This is a genomic window from Echinicola marina, assembly GCF_020463795.1.
GTDB classification, from domain to species: Bacteria; Bacteroidota; Bacteroidia; order Cytophagales; family Cyclobacteriaceae; genus Echinicola; species Echinicola marina.
The window spans coordinates 1028561-1049618 of sequence record NZ_CP080025.1 but is presented as its reverse complement, the minus strand read 5'-3'; the positions used below and the strand labels follow the sequence as shown (position 1 = coordinate 1049618).

At 39.8% G+C, this 21058-nt stretch carries 16 protein-coding genes; 3 read left to right on the top strand and 13 right to left on the bottom strand.

The window, feature by feature from the left end; translation table 11 throughout:
- Positions 1-6 precede the first annotated feature (6 nt).
- The 13 genes from KZP23_RS04330 to serS all read right to left on the bottom strand — a co-directional run bounded on the left by KZP23_RS04330 (position 7) and on the right by serS (position 14173).
- The gene (locus tag KZP23_RS04330; RefSeq protein ID WP_186753510.1) at positions 7-1035 is read right to left on the bottom strand and encodes a rod shape-determining protein; all 1029 of its coding nucleotides are present in this window, start codon (positions 1033-1035) and stop codon (positions 7-9) included.
- Between the two features lie 829 nt (positions 1036-1864).
- Positions 1865-2392, bottom strand: a complete 528-nt coding sequence (locus KZP23_RS04325; RefSeq protein WP_226334902.1) for an REP-associated tyrosine transposase — start codon at positions 2390-2392, stop codon at positions 1865-1867.
- Positions 2393-2628: 236 nt separating this feature from the next.
- Positions 2629-3549 (bottom strand): TraB/GumN family protein, encoded by a 921-nt coding sequence (locus KZP23_RS04320; RefSeq protein ID WP_226334901.1) that lies wholly within the window; start codon positions 3547-3549, stop codon positions 2629-2631.
- Positions 3550-3912: 363 nt separating this feature from the next.
- Positions 3913-5439: a bifunctional phosphoribosylaminoimidazolecarboxamide formyltransferase/IMP cyclohydrolase gene (purH, locus tag KZP23_RS04315; protein ID WP_226334900.1), complete on the bottom strand. Its 1527-nt coding sequence runs from the start codon at positions 5437-5439 to the stop codon at positions 3913-3915.
- 69 nt (positions 5440-5508) lie between these two features.
- Positions 5509-6066 (bottom strand): phosphoribosylglycinamide formyltransferase, encoded by a 558-nt coding sequence (gene purN, locus KZP23_RS04310; protein WP_226334899.1) that lies wholly within the window; start codon positions 6064-6066, stop codon positions 5509-5511.
- Positions 6067-6173: 107 nt separating this feature from the next.
- Positions 6174-7046 (bottom strand): geranylgeranylglycerol-phosphate geranylgeranyltransferase, encoded by an 873-nt coding sequence (locus tag KZP23_RS04305; protein WP_226334898.1) that lies wholly within the window; start codon positions 7044-7046, stop codon positions 6174-6176.
- Positions 7047-7126: 80 nt separating this feature from the next.
- Entirely contained in the window at positions 7127-7906 is a 780-nt protein-coding gene (locus tag KZP23_RS04300) for a Rossmann-like and DUF2520 domain-containing protein (RefSeq protein ID WP_226334897.1), read from the bottom strand.
- 127 nt (positions 7907-8033) lie between these two features.
- Complete coding sequence (locus KZP23_RS04295; protein ID WP_226334896.1) at positions 8034-10562, bottom strand: heme lyase CcmF/NrfE family subunit; 2529 nt, start codon at positions 10560-10562, stop codon at positions 8034-8036.
- 40 nt (positions 10563-10602) lie between these two features.
- Positions 10603-11019 (bottom strand): cytochrome c maturation protein CcmE domain-containing protein, encoded by a 417-nt coding sequence (locus tag KZP23_RS04290; protein WP_226334895.1) that lies wholly within the window; start codon positions 11017-11019, stop codon positions 10603-10605.
- Between the two features lie 49 nt (positions 11020-11068).
- Entirely contained in the window at positions 11069-11311 is a 243-nt protein-coding gene (locus KZP23_RS04285; protein WP_226334894.1) for a CcmD family protein, read from the bottom strand.
- A complete protein-coding gene (gene ccsA / locus KZP23_RS04280) occupies positions 11312-12016 on the bottom strand; it encodes a cytochrome c biogenesis protein CcsA (protein ID WP_317198044.1) in 705 nt (234 codons plus the stop codon). It lies immediately after the preceding gene.
- Between the two features lie 80 nt (positions 12017-12096).
- On the bottom strand, positions 12097-12762 hold the full coding sequence (locus KZP23_RS04275; protein ID WP_226334892.1) for a heme exporter protein CcmB: 666 nt from the start codon (positions 12760-12762) through the stop codon (positions 12097-12099).
- Between the two features lie 136 nt (positions 12763-12898).
- A complete protein-coding gene (gene serS / locus KZP23_RS04270) occupies positions 12899-14173 on the bottom strand; it encodes a serine--tRNA ligase (protein ID WP_226334891.1) in 1275 nt (424 codons plus the stop codon).
- A gap of 426 nt (positions 14174-14599) precedes the next feature.
- Here serS and rho point away from each other — a divergent pair, with 426 nt between their 5' ends.
- The 3 genes from rho (at position 14600) to KZP23_RS04255 (ending at position 21002) form a co-directional block, all read left to right on the top strand.
- A complete protein-coding gene (gene rho / locus KZP23_RS04265) occupies positions 14600-16360 on the top strand; it encodes a transcription termination factor Rho (protein ID WP_226334890.1) in 1761 nt (586 codons plus the stop codon).
- Positions 16361-16718: 358 nt separating this feature from the next.
- Complete coding sequence (locus tag KZP23_RS04260) at positions 16719-19319, top strand: fibronectin type III domain-containing protein (protein WP_226334889.1); 2601 nt, start codon at positions 16719-16721, stop codon at positions 19317-19319.
- A gap of 213 nt (positions 19320-19532) precedes the next feature.
- Complete coding sequence (locus tag KZP23_RS04255; protein WP_226334888.1) at positions 19533-21002, top strand: hypothetical protein; 1470 nt, start codon at positions 19533-19535, stop codon at positions 21000-21002.
- The last annotated feature ends 56 nt before the right edge of the window (positions 21003-21058 follow it).

Below are 21058 nucleotides of genomic sequence, written 5' to 3'. Positions count from 1 at the left end.
CAATCATCAGGTCATCAGGACGGTTCTGAAACTATTTATATTTTTCAGGGCAGTACCTGTTCCTCTTACTACTGCTCTTAAAGGATCTTCAGCGATATGAATAGGGAGTTTGGTCTTCTGATGAAGTCTCTTGTCCAGTCCCTTTAACAATGCGCCACCCCCCGTAAGGTGGATGCCATTATCATAAATATCCGCAGAGAGTTCCGGTGGAGCGATTTCCAATGCCTTCAATACGGCTTCTTCAATTTTGGAAACTGATTTATCCAAAGCAAAGGCGATTTCCGAATAGGAAACCTTGATGACCTTTGGAATGCCTGTCATCAGGTCACGGCCCCTGATTTCATAATCTTCAGGAGCATCGTCCAATTCAGTCAAGGCAGAACCAATGGCTATTTTTACCTTTTCAGCTGACCTTTCACCGATGAGTAGGTTATGCTGCCTTCTCATATAGTCCAAGATGTCCTTGGTGAAAGTATCACCGGCAACTCTTATGGACTGGTCAGCAACTATACCTGAAAGGGCTATCAAGGCAATTTCCGTAGTACCACCCCCGATATCAACGATCATGGAGCCCATAGGCTTTTCTATGTCTATGCCGATACCGATAGCCGCGGCGATTGGTTCGTAAACCATATACACCTCCTTGGCACCGGCATGCTCTGCAGAATCCCTTACCGCTCTTTTCTCTACCTCGGTGATTCCTGAAGGAATACAGATTACCATTCGGTGAGATTGGGGAAACATGCCTTTTTTATGTCCAGGAATCATTTTGATCAATCCCCTGATCATTTGCTCTGCAGCGTAGAAATCCGCTATCACACCATCCTTTAATGGACGGATCGTTTTGATATTTTCATGCGTTTTTTCATGCATGTTCATCGCTTCACGACCTACCGCCAAAATCCTGTTGCTGGATTTGTCTATGGCAATGATCGAGGGTTCGTCCACTACGATCTTTTCTTTATGTATAATAAGGGTATTGGCAGTACCTAAATCTATAGCTATATCACTTGAGAAAAAGTCGAATAATCCCATCCTGGTCTTTTCTTAATAAATTACGTTTGAGTTGATCGTTTAAAGTTAGCATTAACAATGCTTAAATAAAACGAGGGACAACAAAATTATTACCTTAATTTGGATTTATAATCTTGAGCACAATTTTTTTTCAAATCACTTGCAGTGAGAAAGAAAACACCTTTATAATAAAAGACATTTTCTGTACTGAAATGCGCGTTTTCTGGTGATTATTTGAATTTCAATATACGGCTCGGGCTGATGAAGCAAAAAGCAGTCCAAAATGATCACAATATGGCTATTTGGGATTTAAAATCCCGAATAGGATTGTGGAGGATTTCAAATCCTCCCTATTTAAAGTTCAGGATTGCTTTTTCTGTTCGATAGCGCTGTCCCCTTTGCTTTTATTCAGGCATTCCTACTTATTTCAGTGTACAATGTCCTTAATGTGGCTTCATCCTTATTTAAGGGAAAACAGAATAATATTCGGATCACTCATGGATCACTCTCGGATCACCTTCGGATCAAGCTCGGAAAATACCGAGTTAATTCCGAAGATAATTTGGGAGAAATGCTAGTTTAAGCCAAAGAAATATAAGCGGAGCAACCGATCTGTCCTAGGGATATTACTGAGAGGATGAAGGGTCGTTGTAGTTTCTTAATATTATGGACAGGCCTTTGCCTTTGGTGAGGTAGGTATGAAAAGATACCAAGTGGACCGCCAGAGGCTTGTTATAAAGAAAGAGACTTAGCTATTCGGGATTACAAATCCCGAATCTAAATGATGAGGATTTCAAATCCTCTTTATCTCTAGTTCAGGATTGCAAATCCTGAACAGCAAACAATTAAACTATAATGGAGCGAGTTCTATGGGACATTTTCTGATTCCATAGAATTCACCACAACTACTCAGCAAGTATTCTTCTTCTTTTTCGACAATCCCTGCTTTTACAGGATTTTGATGAATATAGCGGATTTTGGTGTCAAGGAAATATTGGGAAGTGATTTCTTCACCATGATAGCCCTCTTTCCAGAACCAGATACCATTGTCCTTTTTCAATAGCCATAATAACCAGTTTTTTCTGCTTTCATGAGGGTTTTCTTCAATGGCTTTGATAATGCTTTTTGCCGTGTATTTTTTCAAATCCCTTATAATATCACTTAACGGTTCCTTTTTACTTCCAACTATAAGATGGCAATGGTTGGTCATGATGACATAGGCATAAACCAATAATCCCTTATGTTTTTGACAATGTTTTATACTCTCAATAAGAAGGTTTGTATATACTTTGCGCGAAAAAACATCTACCCACTGCTTGACTGTAAATGTCACAAAGTAAATTCCATATTGATCTCTGATTTTATACGTAAAAGCCATACCTAAAAAGTGTTAGCTGAAAAATATAAACAATCTTAAATTAAGTAAATTATAGCTTAGTAACTATAAGTTGGTAGGGATTTTGGGGTTATTTGGGATTTGCAATCCCGAATCTAGATGATGAGGATTTCAAATCCTCCCTATTTATAGTTCAGGATTACAAATCCTGAACAGCAGGTATTCCAGTGAAGCAATAGGTTTTGTGAATTACTGTCTTAGATATTTCAAGATGAAAGTTATTCCTTTCTCAATGCAATTGCTTCCACTGTGTACCCTTTAGCACGAAGATGAGAGATCAAACCTGTGTTATAGAGCAAGTGATATGCTCCTACAGCAACTAAACAATCATATTTAGAGATTTTATCTACAATGGTTGGTAGCCACAGTCGGTTTCTTTCTTTTACACTAAGTCTAGAGATTAGCGACTTTTCCTGTGGATCTGCTTCTTCCAGTTTATATTTAAAAGTCATTTTCTTGTAAGTTTTTATTATATGAACTAACCCTTGAGTGTCCACAGTATCTTCTAAATCTAATGCAGAAAGGCTGCCTAATTTGGCAAGTTCTATCATTGGCTTGATTACTTCTCGTGCTCTCGCAGTATCATTTATACCTATAGCATGATATTCTATTTTGTCCATACGATATGTTGGCTTACCCTGATGCTGAAAAATTGAAAATAATTCTCTATCCATGCTAGGTAACTCTTTACTCTCAGTAGATGTCATTAATGTGGAGAGGATTCCGCTACACATATCAAATACATTCATCTCCTCTGCCACTTCGTTATCAACAATTCCTTCTCCTACACGGGCAATAAAAAAAGAATCAAGTATATTGAATTCCTCAGGTGTAAGAATATCCAATGCTTTGATGTTATTTTCGGGGAGTGGAGTAGTATCAATATTTTCGCCATAAAGCTCTGTCAGCAAATAATCTGAATTTTCAATTGCATACTTAATTTCTGGGAAATTATATAACCAATTAGCACTTACTAAATGGTGTATTCCAAGTAGATATGATGTTTGATTTATGTCTTTTCCAGTTATTTTCCACAAAATAGTAGGAGGAATGTCTTCATTTTTAGGTTTGCTGTTCTGTCCAAATACCTGTAAGGAAAGGGGGAGAAGTAAAATGGTTATTATTATTCGAAATTTCATATAAAAATATCAATCAAGTTGTAGGATAAAAGTAGTGATTTATTATCTAAATCACTTAGATTGAATATATGAGGTAAACACTTTCGAAGCAAGCCCAAGAGGCAGCGCAGGATTTTTTTAATAATTCGAGGCAAACCTCGAGGTGTTTGTCATTTCTTGCAGAGAATAAAGTTTCAATATGATATACAATGGGTGACTCTTTGTAAATATTGATAAACGAATCTTAGTTTATCAGTTGTAAATTTTTTCTACAACAAGATTTAGATTCGGGATTACAAATCCTGAATAGCAAAAACAGCAACAAAAAAACTCCCCGACTTTTCAGCCGGGGAGTTCTATTATATATCAGAATTGATTTTCTAATTAGTGTTTGAAGTGTCTTACTCCTGTCATTACCATGGCCATGCCTGCTTGATCGCAGAAGTCGATACTGTCTTGGTCTTTGATAGATCCTCCTGGTTGAACTACTGCTGCTACACCTTCTTTTGAGGCGATTTCCACACAGTCAGGGAATGGGAAGAAGGCATCTGAAGCCATTACAGCACCTTTCAATTCAAAACCAAATGACTTGGCCTTTTCGATGGCTTGCTTCAATGCATCTACTCTTGAAGTCTGTCCAACACCACTGGCAAACAACTGATCTTGGTTGCTCAATACGATGGTATTGGATTTGGTGTGCTTACAAACTTTGGCAGCAAATACCAACGCCTCTTTCTGCTCTTCAGTTGGAGCTAACTTAGTAGCTACTTTGAAGTCTTCTTTGGTTTCCATGAACAAGTCCTTGTCCTGCTCAATGATACCGTTCAACAAAGTCTTGATTTGCTTGGTACCACCTACTTTGGTTTTTTGAAGTAGAAGGATTCTGTTTTTCTTGCCTTTCAACACTTCCAATGCATCTTCATCAAATGCAGGGGCAATCAATACTTCAAAGAATAGGCTGTGCATTTCTTCAGCAGCTGCCTTGTCCACAGTCTGGTTGGTAATCAACACACCTCCAAATGCAGAAAGGGTATCTGCTTCAAATGCTTTAAGGTAAGCTTCTTTTACGCTAGCTCCCTTGGCCACACCACAGGCATTATTATGCTTAAGGATAGCGAAAGCTGTTTCTCCGTCAAATTCAGCCATCAATGCCACGGCTGCATCAATGTCCACCAAGTTATTATAAGAAAGTTCTTTTCCGTTCAATTGCTCGAAAAGATCTTCCAACTTACCATAGAAATGGGCTTTTTGGTGAGGGTTTTCACCGTATCTCAATGCTTTGGCAGTGGTTTCACTGATTTTCAAAGCAGGGATTTCTTCAGTTTGGTTAAAGTAATTGAAGATATGGGTATCATAGTTAGAGGATACTTGGAAGGCCTGGGCCGCAAAGTATCTTCTGTCTTCAATGGTAGTTCCACCTTCATTCTTTTTCAATCTTTCCTCCAATTCACCGTACTGGTCACGGGAAGCGATGATGGTTACATCCTTGAAGTTTTTGGCTGCTGCTCTGATCAAAGAAATACCTCCGATATCGATTTTCTCGATGATATCCTGCTCAGGAGCTCCAGAAGCTACAGTTTCCTCAAATGGATAAAGGTCTACGATCACCAAATCAATTTCAGGAATGTCAAATTCCTGGGCTTGGGAAAGATCTCCTTGATCTTCTCTTCTGTGAAGGATTCCACCAAATACTTTTGGGTGCAAGGTCTTTACCCTACCTCCAAAGATGGAAGGATATCCAGTAAGATCTTCTACAGCAGTTACTTCTGCACCTTGCTCCTCAATGAACTTTTGCGTGCCTCCAGTAGAGTATATTTTTACTCCCTGCTCTTTTAGTAGGGCAATGATAGGTTCAAGATTGTCTTTATAAAAGACAGAAATAAGGGCAGATTGAATTTTCTTAACAGCCATTTTTGAAAGGATTGTATGAAATAGGTTTGCTTATTTATTTTAAACTGCAAAGGTAGGAAAATCAGCCGATTAAAGCAGACTTTCGATTACTTTTGGGAAATATTTGTATTCTAATGCATGTACTTTGTTGGCAATGTCCTCTGGGCTATCGGATTCTTCCACAGCTACTGCTTTCTGGAAGATGACCCGGCCATCGTCATATTTTTCATTGACAAAGTGGATGGTAATGCCAGTTTCTTGATCACCATTTTCCTTTACTGCTTCATGTACGCGCATGCCATACATGCCTTTTCCTCCATGTTTTGGAAGCAAAGCAGGATGAATATTGATCATTCTGTCAGGGAAGTTCTGGATAAGTCCGTCAGGGATTTTTAACAGGAATCCCGCCAAAACGACAAAATCCACTTCCATTTCCTCAAAGGTCTTTTCCAAAATTCCAGCTTCCATTTCAGACTTGGTAAAGGAAAAACTGGGGATATTATGGTTTTTTGCCCTTTCCAATACATAAGCATCTTTCTTATTAGACGCGATGCAAATTATTTGGGCCAAGTCGGAGCCTTTGAAATGCTTGATGATCTCCTCGGCATTGCTGCCATTTCCGGAGGCTAGGATGGCGATTTTTTTCAAGTGATTACCTGTTTAGATGATCCTAAATGATTGAGGCTACAAAAATAGGGATAAATTTTTAGCCCATAAGCATTTTTGGCCCTAGAAAGGATCTGGTTGGGTTCTCTCTATAGAAAAGCCATGCTGATGACCCCCGTGAGCATTAGTAATTTGGATAATCGGCTTAACTGAGTGAAATGACTTTTTCGGTCGGCATAGTAGATTTTGTACATAAAAAGGAAAAACAATATCCCCAAGCCACCAAAGTATATATACAAAAGCGGATTGTTGACTTTGTAAGCTACGACAAGAATGGCCGTTATAAATATGGCAGCAATAATGAATATGATGTTTTTGGTGGCCCTAAAGCCTAGTACTATGGGCAGGGTTTTACAACCATGCTTTCGGTCACCTTCTCTGTCTTCAATATCCTTGATGATCTCTCGGATCAGGTTGATGAAAAAGGCAAAAATGGCATAAGTCAGGACAAGTAGTTCCGAGCGCTGATAATAAAAGCCGATGATCCAAATGGCCAGCCCAGTCAGTGAAGCCACGGCCAGGTTGCCTACAAAAGGTAATCTTTTCAGAGAATTAGAATAAAGCCAAAGGACAAATGCAGCGATAAAATGTATAAGGCCTATTTTTAGGCCTACCAGACAGGCAAGGCCTATTCCTGCAAAATTCAATACCGTATGGAGGAACATAACCATTCTTCTGCGCATTCCCTTACCTATGATGACTTCATTGGGTTTGTTGATATAGTCGATTTTAACATCATAATAATCATTGATTAGGTAACCGGCCGCAGCGATGGTAATAGTGGAAAGGATGAGTAAATAGAGCTTGTAATCCCCTATTACTGATTGGCCATTCATTTGTTTTTCGACCAAAAAGTAAGCGGTCATGATTTGGGCGAAAGCCATCATCAGCAAATTATCAGACCTGATAATTTTGAAAAAGGCAGAAAAGGAAAATGCTTTTGATGATGAGGACATATTCATGGTTCAAAAATAGGCGAATCTATGGTTATTCAGTTGCTAAGCCCTTAAAATATTGGACTAACTTGAATCAGATATGCCTGTTAGTTGGCGTCGATGATATCCTGAGAAATTTGCTTGTATATTTCTGCCAATTGCTCATTATAATTTAAAAATTGGTGGTGCAGGTCAAGGGTATTTAGGTCTCCTCTAACTGCGGGACCTGTCTGTGCAGATTTAGCGCCTATTTGCAATGTTTTGCTGATTTGTTCGATGATCAGAGGTTGGAGCATTTCAAAATCAAGCCCTTGTCGGTTCATAATTTCCTCAGAGATCCTGATCATATGGTTGGTGAAGTTGCTGGCAAAAACAGCTGCCACATGCAGGGCCCTTCGGTCTTTGGATTTGACTTGATAGAAGTTTGATTGAAGGCTTTTGGCTAGTTTTTTAAGTATTTGTAGTGTTTGCTGGTCATCCGATTCCACCAGGAAAGGGACGTCTTCAAAATCCAATGAACGGGATTTGCTGAAGCTTTGCAGTGGATAGAATATGCCTGTATAAGTGGCCGAGCTATAGGCTAGAATATTCAGGTCCATACTTCCGGAGGTATGCAAAAGGGTGCTGTTTTCTGGCAATATGATGGCATCTGCTACTTGTCCAATGGCATGATCGCTGATCGCCATAATATAAATCTCTGCTTTACTTTCAGAAAAATCCAAGTCGGTTTTAGGTTCAGCTGTATAGAGGTTTTTGGTGATTTTTTCCGCACGGTGAAAATCCCTACTGTACACCTCAGTGATGGAATGTCCTGCATTTTCCAAGGCTGGAGCCAAATGCCAGGCCACATTTCCTGTTCCGATAACTGCAATAGAATATTTCTCCATAGGAGTTGAAAGACGAAAATTTAATGATTTAGTTTCCTAAGATACAGTTTTAGATGGTTTTGATATAAAGGGAGATAAAAAAAGTCTGCAGCAGGCTGCAGACTTTCAACATATTCATCAAGAAGGCTTATTCCAAGCCTTTGTCCCTCATTTTTACAAACTCATCATATCTTCTGTAAATGGCTACACCAAAGCCAATCAGCATGATGATGGTACCGATCCACAGTACATTGATATGTGGTTTGACCAATGCTTTCATTACCACATAATCTTTTTGGTAGGTATTGACTTTAAAGGAAAATTTATTGGTTTCGGGTGAAATATTGTCCACCTGTACTTTTATTCCCAAGTCATTATTGATGCTAGGGATTTTGCCCACTGAATTACCACGGATCAAGAAGATAGGTTCCAAAGGAATATTCATATCGTGGTCATGAACGGTAAGCTTGGCTTTGACGGCCACATCTCCTTCTTCAAGATCGACGCCTTCTACTTCGTTCAGAACTTCCCCCCCTTCAAATGTGGTCACATAGTCCCCCAAATGGAATTGTTCTCCTGGAGAGGCCTCGTATGTGTTTCCTTCACTCCATTCTGGATCTTCATAGCTATTGATCGCAGAAACATGCGTATAAAGGTCCTTTTGCAGAAAATGCTTGGAATCTGGGGAAGATATCAAGCCCATGGTTGGGTTCGGCTGGGACATAGGGAAGAGGGTAAACTGCAGCTTTTGATCTTGATAATATTCAATTTCGAAATAGCTATTTTCCTCTAGTACAATATTTACCTTATCACCCTTTTTATGGTAGGTTTTTCCATCTATGGTGATATCCTCCAAGGCAATAGCTTCGTTGATATTATCAGTGGACTCCAGTTTATTGACACTTACATAGCCTGGTACACCTTCCAGTTTTTTGTTTCTGCCCCTATAGACCACTTCATAGTCCTTCATTTGAAGTGGCTTGTTGATCCAAAGCAGTACGTTTTCCTTATTCAGTTCGTCTTCCCAGTCCTTTTTGTAGGTCAATCCGGACATATTGATGGAGATCACATCTGAATATCCCGATGAGAACATGACGCCTATTAGGATTAAACCAAGACCTATATGTGCCAGAGAGCCTCCTGCCAATTTAAAGGTGGACTTTTTGAGTAGTCCGGCCAGTATTGTAGCGTTGGCAACAATGGTGAAAGTGCCTGCCAAGACAATGACCATATAAGCTATATTGAAAACCTTGGCCACAGTAATGATCACAGCAGCTAAAAGCAGAGAAATGATATATGGCGTGGCCAAGGCATTTTTCAGTGCCTTTTTGTCCATTTTCTTCCACCAGAAAAACTGCCCAACGGCTGTCAATAGAGCCAAGACTACACCAAACCATAATTGGAACTTGGTATAGAAAGTAACGGGATCTGCAGGAGGAGCCATATTGGAAATCCCACCAAAGGCTTCCACAATGGCATTGAATACCGGAATGGAAGTTGGAAGGATAATCTGGAATGCCATAAGCCCAAGTGTGGTGGCCCCAATGAATATCCAAAACTCCCTGGAATATACGGATGCTTCTTTTTCTGAAGTCGGGATTTTGTTCCATGACCTTGCAGAGAAATAAATGGCCACAAACATGAAAAAGAAAAGGTAAATCAGTAATTGACCCGATAGCCCTAAATCAGTAAAGGAGTGCACAGAAGTATCTCCTAACACACCGGACCTTACCAAGAAGGTAGCATATAAAACCAGGATAAATTGAAGCGTGACTAAAACTATTGAAGTTTTAAGGGCTGTGCTACTTTTCTTAAAGGTGATCATGGTGTGGATAGCGGCCACAATGATGAGCCAAGGAACAAATGAGGCATTTTCCACAGGATCCCAGTTCCAGTAGCCGCCGAAGTTAAGCGTGACATAAGCCCAATAGGCTCCCATGATAATTCCCATACCCAGAATCAGCGCTGAGAATATGGTCCAAGGTAAGGCAGGTCTGATCCATTCCTTGAATCTTCCTGTCCACAGACCTGCCATCAAATAGGCAAAAGGAACTAATGTAGAAGCATAGCCCAAAAATAGTGTTGGAGGGTGGATAACCATCCAAATGTTTTGTAATAAAGGATTCAGTCCTGTTCCATCTTCCGGGACAAAATCTGGATTGACTTCAAATATGGGCGCATTGGCCACTTCCCTCAATAGAATAAAAGGGGAACTTCCAATTTTCAAATCTCCGATCACCACACCCAAAATCATGGAAACAAGGAATGCCTGAACCAAAGAGAATACCACCATAACCGGGCCTTCCCAAGACTTATTGGTATGAATTAAAACTAAGCCTAGAATTACATCCCAGAATATCCAAAGGATAAAAGAGCCCTCTTGGCCTTCCCAGAAACTGGAAATCATATAATGGACAGGGAGTGACTTGGAAGCGTGGGAATAGGCATAAAAGTATTCAAACCTGAACGTGTAGATGATATAGAAAAGTACGGCTGCTATAGAGACCGCAGAAATGGCATGAATATAGAAGAATACCCTACTGAATTTTCTCCAGCTTGCTTTTTCTATTTCGGAAACGACGGTGTATTGATAATAGGAGTAGGCCGTGACAAGGGAGCTAACAAAAGCCAAGATCACCATGAAATGGCCGAGGTTACCTATAAAGGTATTGATCATAATTATAGAGGAAATCGATGGTGCAAAATTTGACGAAGGATTACATTGAAGCCGTTTTAAGCTCTGTTTCCTGGTATTTGGATGGGCACTTCATCAGTATTTTATCTGCAACAAACATGTTTTCATTTTTATATGCTCCGATGACCACCACTTGTTCAGAACGTATAAAGTCTGAAGGAACGGGTTCGTTATAATAAACTTGCTGTACTGTACCGTCATTGTCTATCATGGTAAAGGTAAAAGAGGTTTTGTCCTCACTTACTTCCAAGCCAGTGACAGTACCCATGCTGTCTTTGGTCAATTGACCCACCACATGTATGGGTGCATCATCTCCACTGTTGGCCATTTCTTTGGCGGTGGAAAAACTTTCGTATGAACTGGCATCCCCAATGGAGGAGATAATGATCATAATGGCCACTGCAATAATACCCAGTCCTAATATATGTCCCTTTTTCATGGTTTGATTTTGTTAACTAAAAACCTTACGCAAATCGGATGCTTGGGGTTTAGCTGTTAAATTCCTTTTCCAGACGTGAGAGTTTTTTGTCGGTTCCTATTAAGTAAACCAATATACCACCCATAACAATTCCAATTATACCGACCAAAACATAGATTTTTCCGTTTTCGCGCATTTGGTCTGCCATGTCCACGCTGTAATTTTGATAATCTTCAGTTTTGATTTCTTTTTTTTCCTGTCCCATCACCTGTAGGCTGATGAAAAGTAGGAAAACCACTAAGCACTTTTGCATTTATTGTTGATTGATAATTTTATCTTCTAATTTTCTTTCTAATCTTTTTGCCCTTATTCTAAGGTTTGAAAGCCAGACCCCCAATAATGTCCAGGCAATTACTGCGGGGTAAAAAACCATGCGCAGTTTGCTGTCCATATCATAGGCGTTGAAGCCAGGGTTTCCCCCATTTCCCGGATGAAGGCTGTCAGTGAGGCGCGGCAAAATAAAAATAAGCGGGATGAAGGCCGCAAAAGCAAAAATATTATATACTGCACCGATTCGGGCCCTTTGGTGGACATCAGTAAGTGAATTCCTTAAGATGAGGTAGGCAAAATACATCAGTAGCCCAATGGCAGCCGCATTTTGCTTGGGGTCTCCACTCCAATAATCTCCCCATGTGAACTTGGCCCATAGCATTCCAGTAACGATACCCAATACCCCAAATAGTATGGCGGCATTGGTGAATTCCAAGGCTACATCATCATCCTGCAGCTTGCCGGACCTGAGGTATTTTACACTATATACCACTGCCACCATCAGCATGAGAATCATCCCAAACCACATGGTCACGTGAAAATAAAGTGCGCGGATTGTTTCGTTGAGAATGGGTAATCTAGGTACTTCAAATAGAAGACCGGCGACAATCGTGTATGCTAATAGTATGATCGCCAATACTTTCCACCAGTGTGCTCGCATTTTGATAAATTTGCTATACAAGTGCAAAAGTAAGGTATAAGTTCCTCATTTTCGACCTTTTCCTCAAAAAGTTGTATAAGTGGAGATTTACAGGCCTACAAAATGCTTTAGCTTCTCCAGAGGTAAGGAAAGAGGATGTAGGCAGTCGCACCGATTATGGCGTTGATGGCCAGAAGGGTGATGAGTTTGTCCAAGCTAATGCCTCTGTCAAGACCGTCTATTGCATTTTTTGAGATTCTTATGGCCATTAGCAGTATGGGGATGATAATAGGGAAGCTGAGTATGGCCATCAAAGTGGCATTGTTGCTGGCTTTGGAAGCAATTCCTGACACCATGGTAAGACAAGCAGAAAAACCTATGGCTCCTAATAGAAGATTCAAGATGAACATGGGCTGATCCTGGACTGGATTGCCCAAGATGATACTGAAGACAGTATAACCTAGTAGGGCCAATATTAAAGTGAGCAGTGTATTATAAATAATCTTGGAAAGAATGATTGATTCGGGGGAAGCAATCATATAATAATAAAGCTGTCTGCCTTGGTGTTCTTGGACAAAGCTTTTGGCGACAGCATTGACTGAGGAGAATAATATAACGATCCAATAAAGTGCATTCCAAGTAGGGATGGAAAGGTTGCCCTGCTTGGCACCGACACTCAGGTAAGTGATGAATACTGCGCTGACCACATATAATAGGATACCGTTGAGTGCGAATTTTTGTCTCCACTCCAAGGTGATTTCCTTTTTGATCAATACAATTATTTCATTCCACATAGCGGCACAAATATAGGAAAGATTGGTTTAGCTGAATAAGATGCTGTCAAGTTGTTTTTTTCTAATAGGGGCTGAAAGAGAAAATGCCTTTTCAGAAAATCCTGAAAAGGCATTTAGCATGATGGATAGATGAGAATTAATCAATCCATTCAAAGCCTAGATAAGGAACCAGTACCTCAGGCATCTTAATGCCTTTTTCCGTTTGGTTGTTTTCCAGAATGGATGCCACAATTCTCGGTAAAGCCAATGCACTGCCATTTAAAGTGTGTGCCAAAACCGTTTTTTTGTTCTCGTCCTTGAACCTTAGTTTTAGCCTGTTGGCCTGATAGGTTTCAAAATTACTTACTGAACTTACTTCAAGCCACATTCCCTGAGCGGCTGAGTAAACTTCCATATCATACGTAAGGGCAGAAGTAAAGCCAGTATCTCCTCCACAAAGTCTTAAGACGCGGTATTGAAGACCTAGTTTTTTTAAGAGTCCTTGAACGTAAAGGCTCATGTCTTCCAAGGCTTCATATGATTTGTCCGGGTGACTAATCTGTACAATTTCCACCTTGTCAAATTGGTGCAATCTGTTCAGTCCTCTCACGTGGGCACCCCAGCTGCCCGCTTCCCTTCTAAAACATGGCGTAAAGGCAGTATTTTTTATAGGGAGATCAGATTCCTTGACCATCACATCCCTGTACATATTTGTCACAGGGACTTCAGCTGTTGGGATCAGGAAAAGGTTGTCTGCAGTAGCATGGTACATTTGACCTTCTTTGTCAGGTAACTGCCCAGTGCCATAGCCGCTGTCCTCATTGATAAGGATGGGCGGTTGAACTTCATTATAGCCCTGTTTGATGGCTTCATCCAGGAAGAAGTTGACCAAAGCTCTTTGGAGTCTGGCTCCTTTTCCTTTGTAAACAGGGAATCCGGCACCAGTGATTTTATTGCCAAGTTCAAAATCTATGATGTCGTACTTTTTGATTAAGTCCCAGTGGGCTTGCTTACCTTCGTACAGGCTTGGTGTTTCTCCATGCTCCAATATAACTTCATTGTCCTCTTCGGATTTTCCTGCAGGAACAGCGCTATGGGGGATATTGGGGATATTATATAAAAGCGTGCGAAGTGCCTCTTCTGTTTCATTATAGCTTTCTTCCAAGGATTTTATTTGCCCCTTGATTTCAGCGGTCCTTGCTTTGACCTCATTGGCTTCCTCTTTTTTACCTTCTTTCATGAGCATTCCTATTTTTTTTGAAATGCTATTCGATTCGGCTTGGAGCTGGTCTCTCTCCAGTTGAGTTTCTTTTCTTTTTTTATCTAAATCCAGGACTTCTTGCAGTTTTTGTGCTGCTTCTGGGAAAAAACGTTTGTTCAGTCCTTCCACGGCCTGGTCAAAATTGTCACGGATAAAATTTACTTGTAGCATGAGTATCGCTTAGCTTTATTTAGAACAGCAAAGATAATGATTTCATATAGAGCAGGAGGCTTGCCAGGACAAAAAAATGGGCATTTTGTATTTTGATGGTTGCTATATGTACCAAAGTCCAAAATATACCGTTTGAATAGAGTGAAGGGCTTAAAGGTCTTTTAAAAGTTCTTGGGAATAAAATAATTAAGCCGTATAAATGGGCTTCAAATGCTTAAATAGGCAAGAAATAATCGGATTATATAATATACTAGAAGAAAAAATTTGCGTATTACAGATGCTTACTGTAATATTGTAATATCAAAAAGTTCATGATCCACGCCCTGTGGATCCATCTAATTCACAGATATCTTTTTATACCAATCAATTAAATAGTCACAGTACTCATTTCAATTAATCACATCAAGTACATCTTATACGTTTTTTATGTATAATATTGAAGAACTAAAAATCAGATTGCTATCTGAATTAAAAGAGATAGCAGAAGAACTTGGAGTTAAGAATTTCAAGTCTCTAAAAAAGGATGATCTCATTTATGCCATCTTAGATCAGCAAGCTATCACCCCAGAGAAAGCCCTTCCAAAGAAAAAGCCTTCCAAAGCTGAAACTGAGAAAGTCCAAACTGAAGAAAGTAAAGCTCCTGAAGTAGAAGAGAAAAAGGAAAGCAAGCCTAAGTTTAAGCGACAAAATGTTTCCGAAGTTAAGCAAGAGACTGCCGCGACTGAGAAGGCAGAGAAAGCTGCTCCGAAGAGAGAGAAAGTAGAGGAAAAGGCTGCTGACTCAAGTGCAAAGCCGAAGCCTAAGGCAAAAGAGGAAGTGAGTAGTCCAGCGCCAAAACCTCAAGCTAAGAAAGAAGAAACGCCCGTTAAAACTGAGGAAGAAAATAGGCCTAGAAGCTTTCGGCCAAGAAGAAAAGCAGTGGTGGACGAGGAAGCGCAACGTGTGGCGGTAGAGCGTCCAGCGGATGCTGATGCTGATATTCCGAAAAGAAGAAACATTAAAAACCAGGAAGAAGGAGCTGTTGTGCCTTCCAATGGGAATAAGAAAAAATATGCCGTAGCCGTCAAAGAATTTGATGGTATAATTGAAAATGAGGGTGTTTTGGAGATCATGTCTGATGGATATGGTTTCTTGAGGTCATTGGATTATAATTATTTAGCATCTCCTGATGATATTTATGTGTCTCCATCCCAAATCAAACTTTTTGGGCTAAAGACTGGAGATAATATCAAAGGACAGATCAGGCCTCCAAAAGAGGGGGAGAAATATTTTGCCCTATTGAAGGTGAGTTCTGTCAATGGTAAGACCACAGAGGAAATTAGGGATAGGATTCCATTTGAATACCTTACACCATTGTTTCCTGAGGAGCGTTTGAAATTGACTACTAAGGCGGATAATTTCTCTACAAGGATTGTAGATCTTTTTGCACCTATCGGTAAAGGTCAAAGAGGAATGATCGTGGCACAGCCTAAGACAGGTAAGACGGTGTTGTTACAGAAGATTGCCAATGCCATCGCAGAAAATCATCCTGAGTGTCATTTGATGATTCTTTTGATCGATGAACGTCCTGAAGAGGTGACTGATATGGCCAGATCTGTAAAGGCAGAGGTGATTTCTTCTACCTTTGATGAGCAGGCTGAGCGCCATGTAAAGGTTTCGGCCATGGTTTTGGAAAAGGCCAAAAGAATGGTGGAGTGTGGACATGATGTGGTTATCCTTTTGGATTCTATTACCAGATTGGCTAGGGCTTATAATACTGTAGTACCATCATCAGGAAAGATTCTTTCCGGTGGTGTGGATGCCAACGCACTACATAAGCCTAAGCGTTTCTTTGGTGCTGCCAGAAATGTGGAGAATGGTGGCTCATTGACCATTATCGCGACGGCCTTGGTAGAAACCGGTTCTAAAATGGATGAGGTAATCTTTGAGGAATTCAAAGGTACTGGTAATATGGAATTGAGCTTGGACAGAAAGCTTTCCAACAGAAGGATCTATCCAGCGATCGATGTTCCTGGTTCTGGTACAAGGAGAGAGGATCTATTGATGGAGAAAGAAGAGATGCAAAGGGTTTGGATCCTGAGAAAGCTGATGTCGGATATGACTTCACAGGAAGCTATGGAGTTCTTGCTTCAAAGAATGAAAGGAACAAGAGACAATGCAGAATTTCTGATCAGCATGAACGGATAAATTCTTTTTTAAATAGATTGAATGAAGCCTCATCCTTATGCAAGGATGAGGCTTTTGCTGTATTAGGAACTTAATTTTTTGCAGGTTTTTATCAATAATACGCTTTTTAAAATAATATTTTGTATAATTTTTATATTTGTTAACTTTATTTTAATTATGTATATAATTATAGTGTTTATAGTAATTATATACGGGGCTTTTCTGCGTTTGAATGACGTTTTTTGTGAAGGGGGAGTAAGCATTGTGCAATAAGTTTTGATCCGCACAATTCTTCTTGGGAATAGCTTGGTCAATTTTGGGAAATATTTCCTGATGGTAAAAGAAGGGCAGTGCATGTTTTATCCACACTAGAAGATGCATGAAATTACAAAGTAAAATTTTTCACAGGCCTTGTATCTGGCTGTTTATGATGGTGCTCTCCCTCTTATATGGAGGGAAAGGAAATCTATGTTTTGCTGAAGGTTCTGGAGATTGGGGGACGGCTACTAATCGAAGAAGCTGGCTATGGGTGCCAGAGCATAGAACCAGTTCTACAGGGAATGGGCATTATATAACTCGAGGTTATATGATGATGCCATCTAGTGCCACGGATTATAACCCTGAACATAGGCTATTTGTTTATGTGAAGTCAGGAGAAACTGTTTACTGGGGGTTTCGGAAAGTTAGGTCCTTTTATTTTTCTTCAAGTAGTTGGTATACATATTATAATAATGATGATGATATCAGGGTTCGCTGGTATTATGATGGATCAGATGAAGGTTTTTTTCCTAATGGTACTAGTGGAGGAGAGCGAAGCTTAATAGATGATCATCAATATAATGCACATGCCAACGGTGGATTACAAGGGAGGCCAGCAAATGCAACTGCTGCTGCTAATGGTCCAAATGAAATTATAGGTTCTGGTGGTTATGATGCTTATTCATTTACCAACAATACGGGGGCTGATAGGGCTTTTTGGGTTGAGATTTCGAGTTCAAATGGGAATCCATTAACGGATGGGCTTCCTATAAGTTTTTGGGACATTACTGTTGCTAATTCTGCTGATGAAGTCCAACCTGGCAGGGTTTATTCTAAATATTGGAGTATAATAAGCGATTTACCTGAAAGTGCTGGGGTGGCCAATGATAAAGCTTTGCATGATGATTTTGGGTTTTATGTACCTGTAGATGATACTTTTGAGGGGGGTGGAAGTGAATATTTTGTTAAACATGCCAGGTTTTCAAGTTCTAATTCAGGTTTTGTGAATTTTTTTGCTAATCAGGATGGTCCAAGGAATGATCAGGATAGTCATGTGGATAATCGAAAATCCATTCAAGGTACTTCTTCAAACTACCAATACCCTCTTTTTATTAATGATCCGGATCATGAGTTTTGGCCTACAACTGAGGTGCCTACAGCTTCCATGAATATAACCTATGAAGAAAGGGTTCCTTCTGGGAGTGGTGGCCATGCTTGGGTGGATATTGATATAAGCCTGCCAGGGATAGTGGATGTATTGATTGATTTGGATGGTAATGGCGTTTATGATGATGGGGTAGATATTGTTCTCAGTGAGAGTTATGATGCTCCCGGGGAATACCAGGTTTATTGGGATGGAAAGGATGCTAATGGAAATGTGATTGTTAGCGGTTCGACAATTGAGGTTTTCGCAGCAGTAATTTTTTCACCGGTACATTTTCCGGTTTATGATATGGAGCAAAGTTTGGGGATTACTATTACGAATGTAAGGCCTGGAAGTATTGAGGACAATGCAATTTACTGGGATGATTCTTTGATTCCAAGGGATGAGGAAAGTGGCTTTGTTGACTTAGATGACGATGGGGATGTAAGCGCAATTTCTAATGTCCTAAATGTTACAGGAGAAGCAGGTACGTCCCATATTTGGTATGCGGACGGTGATAATGGGTTTAGTCAAAATAATACCATTAATACATGGGCTGCGTCCTATTATGCAGAAGTTAATGAGGAAGATGGTTATCGTTACCTTACTTTTCAAGGAAATGTGCTTGATGATGAGGATGGGTTGGAGGATAATTTAGTAAGTGGGAGTCCGACATTAGCCAGCGGTTTGTATGCGTTGATTGTGGATGAATCCAATCTGGTAGTAGCCTCTGCACCGGTTTTGGTGGACGGGACCTATACCATTGATCGCGTTCCTGATGGAGTATATAAGGTAATACTCTCTACTGAAGATGCTATGGAAGGAGAGACAAGTCCTGTTCCGTCATTGCCTGAAAATTGGGAAAATTCGGGAGAGCAACTGGGGACAGGTGTGGGAGAGAACCTCAAAGGACAAGATGGTGTGATAGAGGCATTTGATTTGAACAATACCTCGGTGGTCAATGCGAATTTTGGGTTAAGGGTTACGGCTGTTTTGCCGGTGATCTGGGGAGAGTGGAAGGTAGACTTTTTAAAGGATGAGAGAAGTTCATCGATCAAATGGACTGTCAGTAAAGAATGGGAAAGCAGTCATTATGAAATAGAGAGGTCAGTTGATGGGATTGAGGAGTTTGAGAAAGTTGGTGAAGTTGATGCTGTGGGTTGGGCAGATGAGTCTATTCACTATGAATTTATGGATGAGCATTTACCTATCAGCGGATCTTTGCTGTATTATAGAGTTAAGCAGGTCGATTTGGATGGGAAGTTTTCTTATAGTGAGTTGCGGTCGTTAAAGATTCCTGGCATTTCGGCCAGGTCTAGATTTTGGGAAGTTTATCCCAATCCTATAACTGGTAATGAATTATCTGTAGTGGCTAAAGGAATAGATTTTGGAACAAATGAGCACTTAAGGTTTAGGTTGTTGGGTGTGTCCAGTGTTTCGTCCTATGTGGATGTTTTGGGTGAGGAGATGTTAAGTATAGCCTTAAAGGGATTGTTAGCTGATATGGGTAATGGTTTTTATTTGCTTGAAATTCAATGGGATAATAAGAAAGAGATTTTAAAACTGATTAAGCGATAAATAATCTGAAGTAATAAATAGTTTGTTTTTTGTAAAAGCCCTCATACGATGTGTATGAGGGCTTTTTTTATGTGTAATAAAATTGAAATGTAAAAAATAATATGTAAAAAACATAAAAGTGTAAATAAAAAATTAATTTTACTTTTATAAATAATATTAAATACTAATATTTGTATAGGAAAAACATAAAAGTGTAAATAAATATTTTTAGGTATGAATAGAAAATTGTCCATATTGATGCAAATAGCCTTTTTGCTAGCATTTGGGGGCAATGTATTCGGGCAAACTTTTACCTATAGTCCAAGTAATACCAATTGCGATGGTACTTGGGGAGATGCAGATTGTTGGGATGTCAGTGCTACATCAGGATGTACTGCCAATTCCGCTCCACCACCCACCAACCCTTCGGCTTCAAATTGTGAAGTGAATATTGTGATCAATGATGATTTGACTTATGATACAGGAGGTGAGTATTGGCTTTTTGGAGGATCTTTTAATCAAATATCAGTGGGTAATGGAGCAGTTTTTACAATTGTGGGTAATGTGGAGATAAATTCGCAGGATGTAGTCACTTTTTATACAGAAAACCAAGGAGAAATTGATATTCAAGGGGAATTAATGTTGACTTTGGGGACGAATGCCAATGCAACAATTTTTAGGGTAGATGGTGATGGTGATTCTTATGTTTATACTCAATTAATAGATTTAAGAGGTAGAGCTATTGTTGAGGTAATGGAAGACGGTTCTCTTATTTCTAGTGGACCTACCGAATATAATGGTAATAGTTCCCAAGTGGATGTTTATGGGTTTTTTAGAACTACCAAGGTTGATATTCAAGGAGGTAGTAATCACCAATTGAATTCCTATGGAACTGCAGAAATCATTGTCGAGACTGATATTGTTTTGGGAGGAACTTCAGATATTACGTTTAATGGAGATAGTGAGGTGGATGTAGGGAATGATATTGTGGTAAAAGGATCTGCAGAAGTAATAGCGAGTGAAAACGCTCAAGTTTATGTATGTGGGAAATATCCTGATCCTAATACAGGGTCGGGTACAGAAGAGCAAAATACCGGAAAATTTCATCCTAGTTGCCGACTTCTTCCGGTTCAATCTTTAGAGATTTCTGGAGAATATGATGAGGATGAGCGTAAAGTTAAGTTGGATTGGTCGACAGCGAAGGAGAATGATAACAGTCATTTTGAAGTAGAGCGTTCTTTTGATGGAATTGATCATTTCGAAAAGATAGGCACCATCCAGGGAATAGGCTGGTCTGATAAGATGACTTATTATGAGTTTGAAGATCAGGATCTTTTGGTAACAGCGAAGAAAGCTTATTATAGAGTTAAGCAGGTGAGTTTAAATGCCAAAGAAACGTTCAGTGATGTAATTGCTATTGATTTTCCGAATATCAAAACCACCAAAAATGTATGGCGGGCTTACCCTAATCCTAGTCGGGGTGAGCAGGTAAAAGTCGCCTTGCTCAATGATGAACTGTATACAGGTGGAGAGGTGAGCTTTAGGGTTTTTGATAGTATGAATTCTTCTGAATTGGTTAAAGTGAGCAATGCCCAAGCGCTTAATCCTAAGGTGGCAGAAGTTTTAAGCCAATTCTCTTCAGGTTTGGTGGTGGTGGAGATGATGTGGGATAATCATGTAGCGTATATTAAGGTGATTTTATAATCTGATTATCCGCAATGATGCCAGTAACCTTAAATCCTTTGCTTAAGTGGTGGGGA